A 10603-nucleotide genomic window follows, 5' to 3' on the forward strand; every position below is an offset into this window, starting at 1 on the left:
TCGTTGATCGCCGCGGCGATCCGCTTCGAGGTGGTGAAGTCCGGGTTGCGCAGGGACAGCCGCAGGCACTTCTGCTCGTTGAGCTTGAAGGCGATCTCGCGCTCGATCACCGCGCCGTTGGCGATGCGGCCGTTGGTCGGCACGCCGCGGGTGATCTTGGCCGCGTCGCCCTCGGCCTGGAAGCCCGCGATGGCGAGCGATCCTTGCGCCACCGCATAGGCCTCGCCGTCGGCGGCGAGCAGCGGCGTCACCAGCAGCGTGCCGCCCTGGAGCGACTTGGCGTCGCCGAGCGAGGACACCGTGACGTCGATCCGCGTGCCTTGAGCGGCGAAGGGCGGCAGGTTCGCCGTCACCATCACGGCGGCGAGGTTGGCGGTGCGCATGGTGGCGCCCCGGGTGTTGACGCCCAGCCGCTCCAGCATCGCCTGCACCGACTGCTTGGTGAAGGGCGCGTTGTTCAGCGTGTCGCCGGTGCCGTTGAGGCCGACGACGATGCCGTAGCCGATGAGCTGGTTGGTCCGCATCCCCTCGACGCTGGCGAGGTCCTTCACCCGCGACAGGGCGAGGGCGGGGCCGGCCGCGAGCAGCAGGCCCGGCAGGAGGCAGGAGAGGCAGGCGAGGGCGAGAAGGCGGAGGCGCATGACGGTGTCCCGAAACTCGGAACCCGCCGTTGCCAGGACCGTGCCAGCGTCGATCCCAGGCGTAAGTCTTTGGTAAGGTTACCGATCCGTTGCCGTCCGGGGCGCCGGGGGGGCGATCCGGGCCCGGTCGTTTTCGCCCGGCGGCAAGTTCTGCCGCCTCGTTTACGGCGCGTTCACCATACCCGGGCGAGGTTCATGCCGCACACCGAAGACCCGTGACCCGGACCCCATCCCATGCGTGTCGACACCCGCCTTGCGGCCGCTCCCCTGTCGGGAGCCGGGCCGCGCTCCCTGCCGGCAGGCGGCGTGTTCTCCCTCGGGATGGAAGCGGCGCGCGGCCCCACCAGCGCCGGCGGCGCGGTGCCGCTCGCGGGCCTGAGCGCGATCCTGACCCTCCAGTGCCAGGACGAGATCTCCGCCGACCGCCGCCGCCGGGCGACGAAGCGCGGCCACGACATCCTCGACGCCCTCGACCGTCTCAAGGCGGCGCTGCTCGGCGGCCGGGTCGAGACGAGCGAGCTGCGGGCCATCGCCGGCCGCCTCGCCGAGCGCAACGGCAGCACCGGCGACCCGCGCCTCGACGACCTGATCGGCCATATCGAGCTGCGGGCGCAGGTCGAGCTGGCCAAGCTCGAGGTGGCGGCGGGCTGAGGAAAGTCGTCGCCTGCGTGGCGGGCCGGCCGAGCGCGCTTCCGGGACACCGCGCCACGGTGGAGGCGCGGGCGGCGCAGGGTCCCGTGCCGGCCCGGCCGTTGACGCACCTCCCCCGATCTCCCACAACGGCGCCCGCTTGAAGACAGGCGGCCGTCTTGTCGCCGTGATGTCGGCGACACACCGGCCGCGATGCTGTTCAATTCCTTTCCGTTCCTGTTCGGCTTCCTGCCGGTCGCGCTCGCGCTGCACGGGCTCGTGGCGCTGCACCGCCCGGCCTGGCGGCTGCCGCTCCTCGTCGTGCTGTCGCTGGTCTTCTACGGCTGGTGGGACCCGCGCTTCGTGCCGCTGCTCGTCGCCTCGATCGGGCTGAACTGGCTCGTGGCGCGGTGGTTCGGGCAGAGCCGCGCGGTGCTGCTGATCCCGCTCGCCATCGCCGCCAACCTCGCGGTGCTGGCCCTGTTCAAGTATGCCGGGTTCCTGGCCGGCCTCGCGTCGGTCCTGCCGGGGCTGCACGACCTGCCGCGGCCGAGCCTCGCGCTGCCGCTCGGCATCTCGTTCTTCACCTTCCACCACGTGATGTACCTCACCGACCTGCGCGCCGGCCGGGCGCCGCAGATGACCCTCACGCGCTACGCCCTCTACATCGCGTTCTTCCCCCAGGTGCTCGCCGGTCCGCTGGTGCGCTGGAGCGAGATCCTCCACCAGTTCGACGAGAAGCCCTATGCCCGGCCGGACGCCGCCGAGCGGTTCGGCCGCGGGCTGATGCTGCTCTGCCTCGGGCTCGCCAAGAAGGTGTTTCTCGGCGATCCGCTGGCGGCCTACGCCAATCCGGTGTTCCAGGCCGCCGCCGAGGGCAAGGTGGTGAGCGTCGTCGAGGCCTGGCAGGGCACGCTCGCCTTCACGTTCCAGATCTACTTCGACTTCTCGGGCTACACCGACATGGCGCTCGGGCTGGCGCTGCTGTTCGGGATCGTGCTGCCGCAGAACTTCGACGTGCCCTACCGCGCCACGTCTCTGCAGGATTTCTGGCGGCGCTGGCACATGACCCTGTCGCGCTTCCTGCGCGACTACCTCTACATCCCGCTCGGCGGCAACCGCCATGGCCTCGCGGTCCAGCTCGCCGCGCTCTTCGCCACCATGACGCTCGGCGGCCTGTGGCACGGCGCCGGCCTCACCTTCGTCGCCTGGGGGGCGGCGCACGGCGCCGGGCTCGGGATCGGCCTGCTGTGGCGCCGGGCCGGGCTGCCGATGCCGGCGCTGCTGGGCTGGGCCCTGACCTTCGTCTTCGTGGCCCTGACCTGGGTGCTGTTTCGCGCCACCAGCTTCGAGGCGGCGGTCGCGGTGTTCAAGGGGCTCGTCGGCCTCGCGCCGGTCGGCCACGGCTTCAAGTGGCGGGCGCTCCTGCCGGGCGCCCTGGTGGCGGTCGTCGGCCCGACGACCTGGGCGGCGGTCCACCGCCTGCCGCCCCGGCCGGCCCTGGCGATCGCCTTCGCGGTGCTCCTCGTCGCGGTGCTGCTGCGCATCGGCGACGACGCCAATTACGAGTTCATCTACTTCCAGTTCTGAGGGGCCGATCCGATGCGCGCTGACCCCTCGGTCGCCGATCCCGCGCCAGCCGCCTGGCGCCGCTTCGCCGTCACCCTCGTGGCGGCGACCGGCCTCCTGCTCGCCGGCTATCTCGCCCTGGCGCTGGCGGTCGATCCCTACGACACCGGCCGCCCGCGGCTCCTCGCCCGCGACGGCGTGCGCCCGCAGGGACCGCGCACCGCGACGGCGAGCCGGGGCCGCGACCCGGCCTTCACGGCGGCGATCGTCGGCAACTCGCACATCCAGCTCGTCTCGCCGTCGCGCCTGCGCGAGGCCACCGGCCTCCCGTTCGTGCAGCTCGCGGTGCCGGGCACCGGTCCGGGCGAGCAGCTCCTCGTCGCCGAGTACTTCCTGCGCCACCATCCGCACGCGCGGGCCCTGGTGCTCGGGGTCGATTCGGCCTGGTGCACGGGCGATCCGGCCTTGCCGCCCCTGAAGCCCTTCCCGTCCTGGCTGCTCGCCGACGGCGAGATGGGCTACCTGCGCGGGCTCCTGCGCATCCGCGTCGCCGCCGAGGTGGTCAACCGCATCGGCTGGGCCCTGCGCAAGGCCCCCCGCCGGGCGGTGCCGGACGGCTACTGGGATTACGAGCCGGACTACCTCGCCCTCGGCGCTCCCGACGGACCGGGCTGGGAGGGGTTCCGCACCCGGCGCGCCCCGGACGACCCCGACCCCGGCTCGGGCGGACCCGCCTTCCCGGCGGCCGAACGCCTGCGCGCCCTGGCGCGGGGCCTCGATCCCGCGACCCGGCTCGTCGTGCTCTTCCCGCCCGTCCACGCTCCGGCCCGGGACCGGCCGGGCACGCCCCGGGCTGCCGCGAGCGCCGCCTGCCGCGCGGCCCTCGCGGCAGCCGTGGCGCCGCGGGGCCGCGTCGTCGACTGGTCCGGCGACCGGCCCGAATCGCGCGACCCCGCCCTGTTCTTCGACGCTACCCATTACCGTCAGCCGCTCGCCCGGCGGATCGAGGCCGATATCGCTGCCGCACTCCGGGCGTCGCCGGAGAGGGGAACAGAAGCTCCACGACCGTGACACGTTTGCCGCAGGGCGCCGCCGTCCCTGGTCCGCTCCTTGCGTATCTCCCTTCAGAGATTGTGGTGGCGTGCAGCCTCTATTATAGGGCAGCGCCAAGTGGGCCACGGCCAGGACATCGGCCGCGGTCTTGACAACATTTGTTATCGAGGGGCGCGATGGCGAAGATCGTGATCGAGGAGGGCTATGCCCCCAGTGACGCCGAGCCCTTCATGAACGAGCGCCAGCGGGAGTATTTCCGCCGCAAGCTTCAGGGTTGGAAGCAGGACATTCTGCGCGAAGCCCAGGATACCCTGGTGGCGTTGCAGAGCGAGAACGAGAATCATCCCGATCTGACCGACCGCGCCTCGTCCGAGACCGATCGGGCGATCGAGCTGCGTGCCCGCGACCGGCAGCGCAAGCTGATCGCCAAGATCGACGCCGCGCTCTCCCGCATCGAGGACGGGTCCTACGGTTACTGCGAGGAGACCGGCGAGCCGATCTCGCTCAAGCGCCTGGAGGCCCGCCCGATCGCGACCCTGTCGCTGGAGGCCCAGGAGCGCCACGAGCGGCGCGAGCGGGTCTACCGGGACGATTGAGGGCGGCACGCCCGTGAGCCCTCTCCGGGAAGCGGGAGGGTCGAGGGGCAGGCCGTGGAGCGTTTTTCTTCAAGAACGAAGACGTAACGGCCGGGACGGCGTGAGCCGGTTTCCCGGCCGTTCGCGTTGCAGTCACGGCTCGATCGGCCTCGCGAAACGAGAGCGGCCCCGGCGGGAAGTGCCGGGGCCGCGCCGCGACCGGGAGACTCAAGGGGGGAGCGTGCCCCCCGGTGCGGGATCCTCTGGGGTGCCGTTCTCGCGAACGGCATCGTTCCTCAGAACGGCAACCGTTCGCTCGAGCGCGTCACGATCGCGTTGCAATCGCGAAGCTCTCTCAGTCTTTGTTTCAGCGCATTTTCTGCGACGAACCGGCATCCACTTCGTCGGAAAATGCTCTAGAACGGCAGCACGATATCCAGGAACTGCTGGCCGTAGCGGGGCTGCTGGACGTCGGTGATCTGGCCGCGGCCGCCATAGGCGATGCGGGCCTGGGCGATCTTGCTCGAATCGATCGTGTTGTCGGACTCGATGTCCTCCGGCCGCACCACGCCGCCGACGATCAGCTCGCGCACCTCGAAGTTGATGCGGATCTCCTGGCGGCCTTCCAGCACCAGGTTGCCGTTCGGCAGCACCTGCGTGACGATCGCCGCCACGTTGGTAGTCACCGTCTCGGCCCGCTGCACCGAGCCGGCGCCGTCGTTGGTGGTGGTAGCGTCGGTGGTGAGCATCTTCGCCGGGTCCAGGCCGGCGAGGAGCTTGGTCTTGGTCTCGAGGCCGAAGGCGTTGGGCATCCCGAACGATTCGCTGTTCGAGCGCGAGCGCTTGGTCTCGTTGTTGAGGTTGGCCTTGTCGGTGACGTTGATCTTCACCGTGACGAGGTCGCCGACCTTGGCGGCGCGCTGGTCCTTGAAGAAGGCGCGCGAGCCGGTGCGCCACAGCGAGTTCGACGCGTAGGAGACCGGCTGGACGTCCGGCATCGGCAGCCGCACCGGGCGGTAGCCCGGCTGGGCGGTCGGATCCTCGATCGCCGAGAGCACCGGCTGCGCGCCGATGTTCTGGAGGCGGTCGACGGTGTTGCAGCCGGCGAGCAGCGCGCCGGCGAGGCCGACCAGGGCGAGGCGGAGAGCGATCATCTCAATCCCTCCTCACGGCTGGGCCGCGGCGAGCCGGGCCGGGGCGGCCGGAGCCGCCGCCGTCACCGGCACGATCGGCGCCACGGTGACGCGGCCCGGGCCGATCACGGTGGCCTGGATCACCTTCTTGGAGACCGGGTTCACCACCCCGATCACCGCCCCGAGGGGACCGCCCTCGCGGGCCTGGCCGCGCAGGGCCAGGGCGACGCCCGGGGTCTCGTACACGATGGTCACCGCCTCGCCGCGGGCGACGAGGTCGGGCCGGGTGAGTTCGCCGGCGCGCAGGGCCGTGCCGGCGCCGAGGGCCTTCTGCGCCACCTGGCCCAGGAAGGCGGCCGGGTCGGCCGCGACGTCGGCCGGCAGGCCGTCGCGCGGGCGGCGCTCCACCGCGACGTCGGCGGCGTTCAGGGTCTCGCCGCGGGCGACGGCGCGGGTCAGCACCGCGACGTCGGCCATCTCGACGAGCGAGCCGGCGACGCGCAGCGAGGACTGGCGCTCGCCCACCACCACCAGCGCGGTGACGCGGCGGCTGCGGGGATCGTAGGTCACCTCCTGCGCGGTCACCGGGCTCGCGAGGTCCGGCGGCACGGTCAGGACCGGCGCCTCACCGTCGAACGCGATGGTGACGAAGCCGATGTCGAAGCCGCGCTGCTTGGCGAGCACCGCCTTCACGGCGCCCTCGATCTCCGGAGCGCCGATGCGGCGGGCCGCGCGCTGGACCGAGATCTGGAGCCGGCCGCCGCTCTCCGGCGCGTCGAGCCCGAGGCCGGCGGTGGCCTCGACGATGCGCCGGACCTGGATGGTGCCGGAGGTGCCGAGGGCGGGAGCCCGGAACAGCGCCTTCTGGGCGAGCGCCGGGGGGGCGCCGGAGACGAGGTCGCCCAGCGTGATCACGTCGCGCTCGGCGGTGATGTCGCCCTTGATCGCGAGGCGCGGGGCCTCGACGGCCAGGACCGGCAGGGTGAGGAGCCCGAACGCCACCAGCGTCAGGGCGGTGCGCGACAGGATGCCGGGGCCCAAAAGCGCCCGGCGGGCCGCGGGGGCGGGAAGAGCGGCGCGGGTCAGGGCGGGAGTCATCGGGGCGCTCATCCGCGGAACATCTGCGAGGTGGTGGAGAGCATCTGGTCGGCGGCGGTCACGACCTTCGAGTTCATCTCGTAGGCGCGCTGCGCGGCGATCAGCGAGGAGATCTCCGAGACCGCGTTGACGTTGGCCTCTTCGAGGTAGCTCTGCTGCAGGTTGCCGAACCCGTCGGTGCCGGGATTGCCGGTGATCGCCGGGCCCGAGGCCAGGGTCTCGACGAACAGGTTGTCGCCGATCGATTCGAGGCCGACCTTGTTGACGAACCGCGCCATCTGGATCTGGCCGAGGTTCTGCGGCGCGGTCTGGCCCGGGATCTGCGCCTGCACGATGCCCGAGGCGCTGATCGTGACGGCGGTGGCGTTGTTGGGCACCGTGATGTTCGGGTTCATCAGGTAGCCCTCGCGGGTGACGATCTGTCCCTGCGCATCGAGGTCGAACGACCCGTCGCGGGTATACGAGGTCCGCCCGTCCGGCATCGTGACCTGGAAGAAGCCCTCGCCGCGCACGGCGATGTCGTAGGTCTTCTCGGTCGAGGTCAGGGTGCCCTGCGACATCACCCGTGCGGTCGAGGTGGTCTTCACGCCCGAGCCGATGGCGAGGCCCGCCGGCAGCTGGTTGTTCTGGTCCGAGGTCGCGGTGCCGGCCCGGCGCAGGTTCTGGTAGAGCAGATCCTGGAAATGCGCCTGCTGGCGCTTGTAGCCGGTGGTGCGCAGGTTCGCGATGTTGTTCGAGATGACCTGGACGTTGAGTTCCTGGGCCGCCATGCCGGTGGCGGCGGCGTAGAGCGCGCGCATCGTTCAGGCTCCCGTTTACGCGTTGCCGACGTCGGCGAGGCGCTGGATCGCCTGGCCGCGCAGGGAATCGAGCCGCGACACCGTGTCGGAGACGAGCTGGTAGGTGCGGTTCACCTCCAGCATCCGGCTCATCGCGAGCACCGGGCGGACGTTCGAGCGCTCGAGCGCGCCGGGCTCGATCCGCCCCTGCGGGCCCGCAGGTTGCGCCGGCGTGGTCGAGGAATAGAGGTTCGACCCGGCATTCGTCAGGCCTTGCGGGTTGGCGAAGGTGACGAGGCGCAGCTTACCGCGGGTGCCCTGGTTGGTGGACACGGTGCCGTCCGGCCCGAGGCCGAGGCCGGTCTCCTGCTGGCCGATCTGGATCGGACCGCCCTCGCCGAGGACGGGATAGCCGTCGCTCGTCACGATCTGGCCCTGCGCGTTCAGCTCGAAGGCGCCGTTGCGGGTGTAGCGCTCGCCCTGCGGCGTCTGCACCGCGAAGAACGCATCCCCGCGGATCGCCGCGTTGAGCGGGTTGCCGGTCGCCTCGATCGGCCCCTGCGACAGGTCGAGCGGCGTGCCGGAATCGATGACGTAGGACAGACGCCGGTCGGGGCGCTGGAAGGTCTCCGCGCTCGCCTTCGGCATCAGGTATTCCTGGAAGCGCATCGAGCGCGCCTTGAAGCCCGTCGTGGTGACGTTGGCCATGTTGTTGGCGATGACCTCGAGCTCGCGCCCGAGGGCCATCTGGGACGAGAGCCCGATCAACTGAGCATTCTGCACCGGCTACTCCCCGACGATGCGTGGTGGCGGGCCACCCCGCTCCCCAGCGGCGGACCCGGAGTGACGATCGCAGGGGCCGTGCCAGGCCGGGCCGCCGGGATTTCTGCTGTTAAGGCAAATGCTTGGTTAATTGCCGGGTCGGCCCGGGCGGGTCGTTTCGTGCCGACCCGGCAGGTTCGACCCGGCAGAATTTGCCGCCTTAACGGCACGTTAACCGTCTTCTCGCATTCTGCCGCCCTGTCCCGGCAACGGGTCTCTCCAAGGGTTTGGGCGGCGGGCGATGGCCAAGAAGCCGAAGAAGGCGCCGGCGGGCGAAGGCGAGGCCGAGGGCCAGGAGGCCGCGGCCCCCGGCGGCGGCAAGAAGAAGCTGATCATGATCGGCGCCGCGGTGCTGGTGCTGGCGGGCGCCGGCGGCGGCTTCATGGTGATGCGCAGCCGCGCCGCGCATGCCGAGAAGCCGGCCGCCGAGCAGAAGCTCCCGGTCGCGTTCATGGACGTGCGCGAGATGAACGTGAACCTGATGCCCGAGCCCGGGCAGACCCAGCCGCGCTTCGTGCGCCTGAAGGTCGCCCTCGAGGTACGCGATTCAAAGGTCGCGGCCGAGGTCCAGCCCCTGATGCCGCGGGTCGAGGACACGTTCCAGGTCTTCGTGCGCGAGCTGCGCGTCGGCGACTTCGAGGCCGCCGGCGGCACCTACCGCCTGCGCGAGGAACTGCTGCGCCGGGTCAACGTGGCGGTCTATCCCGCCAAGGTCGACGCGGTGCTCTTCAAGGACTTCATCATCCAGTAGGCCTCACTCGCAGGATTTGGTGCTTCCGTGGCCGGACCCGACGACACGATCGACGACGACGACTGGGCCGCCGCTCTGATCGAGCAGGGCGGCGGCGGCGATGCTTCGCTCGCCGACGAATGGGGCGCGGCGCTCGCCGAGCAGGGCACCGCCACCCAGGCGAGCGACATGGCGGCCGAATGGGCCAACATGATCGACGAGGGGGAGAGCGAGAACCTCCCCGAGCTCGCCGGCAACGACCGCATCCTGAACCAGGAGGAGATCGACCAGGTCCTCGGGTTCTCGCTGCGCGAGCTCTCGGCCTCGGGCGCGGGCGGCATCCGGGCCATCGTCGATTCGGGCGTCGTCTCGTACGAGCGCCTGCCGATGCTCGAGATCGTCTTCGACCGGATGATCCGGTTGCTGTCGACGAGCCTGCGCAACTTCTTCCAGGACAACGTCGAGGTCACCCTCGACAACATCACCTCGGTGCGCTTCGGCGACTACCTGAACGCGATCCCGCTGCCGACCCTGCTCGGCGTCTTCCGGGCCGATACCTGGGAGAATTCGGGCCTCGTGACGGTCGAGTCGAACCTCGCCTACTCGACCCTCGACCTGCTGCTCGGCGGCAAGCGCGGCGGCACCAGCATCCGCCTCGACGGGCGGCCGTTCACGCCGATCGAGATGCAGCTCGTGCGCCGGATGGTCGAGATCATCCTGGGCGACCTCGAAGCCTCGTTCCAGCCGCTCTCGCCGGTGCGCTTCCTCATCGACCGGATCGAGACCAACCCGCGCTTCGCCACCATCACCCGGCCGGCCAACGCCGCGATCCTGATCGACCTCAAGCTCGACATGGAAGGCCGCGGCGGCCTCCTCCAGATCCTGTTCCCCTACGCCACGATCGAGCCGATCCGCGACCTGCTGCTCCAGAGCTTCATGGGCGAGAAGCTCGGCCGCGACCACATCTGGGAAGGCCACCTCGCCACCGAGATCTTCCAGGCCGACGTCGCGGTCGAGGCGGTGCTGCACGAGATGTCGCTGCCGCTGCGCCGGGTCCTGTCGCTGGAGGTCGGCGACACCATCATGTTCGATGCCAAGCCCGCCGACCTCATCACCCTGCGCTGCGGCGACTGGGCGACGACGCAGGGCCGGATCGGCCGGCTCGACGACTCGATCGCCGTGCAGGTGACGCGGCCCCTGCGCCGCTCGCGCACCACCTTCGCGGCCTTCGAGGCCTCGATGCAGAACCGCAAGGACGGCTAGGCCGATGTCCGTCCCCGCCATCCCGTCCATCCCGTCGCCGACAACCCGGAGCGAGGCCGCGTCGTGAGCCTGATCGTCAGCATCCTGGCCGACCTCCTGGTCGCGGTCCTCCTCGTCGCCTGCATCAGTACGTCGGTCGGGCTCGGCCGCCGCATCACCCGCCTCAAGGGCGACGAGGCGGCGATGCGCCAGACCATCGGCGACCTGATGATGGCGACGGAATCCGCCGAGCGGGCGATCGCCGGCCTGCGCAGCACCCTCGCCGAATGCGACCGCACCCTGGCCGAGCGCCTGCGCGTCGCCGAGCGCA

The 10603-nt window shown here is 71.1% G+C and carries 12 protein-coding genes; 7 read left to right on the forward strand and 5 right to left on the reverse strand.

Features of this window, described 5'->3' with window-relative positions; translation table 11 throughout:
• Positions 1 to 641 (reverse strand): flagellar basal body P-ring protein FlgI (locus tag QR78_RS29965; protein WP_048431279.1); only part of this gene is annotated, 641 nt, incomplete at its 3' end.
• 234 nt (positions 642 to 875) lie between these two features.
• Here QR78_RS29965 and QR78_RS29970 point away from each other — a divergent pair.
• From QR78_RS29970 to dksA, 4 genes are all read left to right on the forward strand, one after another.
• Complete coding sequence (locus QR78_RS29970) at positions 876 to 1292, forward strand: flagellar assembly protein FliX (RefSeq protein ID WP_048431280.1); 417 nt, start codon at positions 876 to 878, stop codon at positions 1290 to 1292.
• A 192-nt stretch (positions 1293 to 1484) separates the two neighbouring features.
• Positions 1485 to 2861, forward strand: coding sequence for an MBOAT family O-acyltransferase (locus tag QR78_RS29975; protein WP_048431281.1), 1377 nt, complete (start codon positions 1485 to 1487; stop codon positions 2859 to 2861).
• 12 nt (positions 2862 to 2873) lie between these two features.
• Entirely contained in the window at positions 2874 to 3911 is a 1038-nt protein-coding gene (locus QR78_RS29980) for a hypothetical protein (RefSeq protein ID WP_053221168.1), read from the forward strand.
• A 158-nt stretch (positions 3912 to 4069) separates the two neighbouring features.
• Positions 4070 to 4489: an RNA polymerase-binding protein DksA gene (gene dksA / locus QR78_RS29985; RefSeq protein WP_048431282.1), complete on the forward strand. Its 420-nt coding sequence runs from the start codon at positions 4070 to 4072 to the stop codon at positions 4487 to 4489.
• A 395-nt stretch (positions 4490 to 4884) separates the two neighbouring features.
• On the opposite strand, the gene flgH is transcribed toward dksA, so the two are convergent.
• From flgH to flgF, 4 genes are read right to left on the reverse strand one after another with little or no spacing between them, the layout of a single operon-like run.
• Positions 4885 to 5622, reverse strand: coding sequence for a flagellar basal body L-ring protein FlgH (gene flgH, locus QR78_RS29990; protein ID WP_048431283.1), 738 nt, complete (start codon positions 5620 to 5622; stop codon positions 4885 to 4887).
• Between the two features lie 12 nt (positions 5623 to 5634).
• Positions 5635 to 6699, reverse strand: coding sequence for a flagellar basal body P-ring formation chaperone FlgA (gene flgA, locus QR78_RS29995; RefSeq protein WP_048431284.1), 1065 nt, complete (start codon positions 6697 to 6699; stop codon positions 5635 to 5637).
• Between the two features lie 8 nt (positions 6700 to 6707).
• Complete coding sequence (gene flgG, locus QR78_RS30000; protein WP_048431285.1) at positions 6708 to 7499, reverse strand: flagellar basal-body rod protein FlgG; 792 nt, start codon at positions 7497 to 7499, stop codon at positions 6708 to 6710.
• A 15-nt stretch (positions 7500 to 7514) separates the two neighbouring features.
• Entirely contained in the window at positions 7515 to 8261 is a 747-nt protein-coding gene (gene flgF / locus QR78_RS30005; protein WP_048431286.1) for a flagellar basal-body rod protein FlgF, read from the reverse strand.
• Positions 8262 to 8541: 280 nt separating this feature from the next.
• Between flgF and fliL the strand changes: the two genes are divergently transcribed.
• The 3 genes from fliL to QR78_RS30020 all read left to right on the forward strand — a co-directional run.
• Complete coding sequence (gene fliL / locus QR78_RS30010; RefSeq protein WP_048431287.1) at positions 8542 to 9051, forward strand: flagellar basal body-associated protein FliL; 510 nt, start codon at positions 8542 to 8544, stop codon at positions 9049 to 9051.
• 27 nt (positions 9052 to 9078) lie between these two features.
• Positions 9079 to 10293 (forward strand): flagellar motor switch protein FliM, encoded by a 1215-nt coding sequence (gene fliM, locus QR78_RS30015; protein ID WP_048431288.1) that lies wholly within the window; start codon positions 9079 to 9081, stop codon positions 10291 to 10293.
• 63 nt (positions 10294 to 10356) lie between these two features.
• A partial coding sequence (locus tag QR78_RS30020) for a DUF6468 domain-containing protein (RefSeq protein ID WP_048431289.1) occupies positions 10357 to 10603 on the forward strand: 247 nt, incomplete at its 3' end.

Source organism: Methylobacterium indicum (assembly GCF_001043895.1).
Lineage (GTDB): Bacteria > Pseudomonadota > Alphaproteobacteria > Rhizobiales > Beijerinckiaceae > Methylobacterium > Methylobacterium indicum.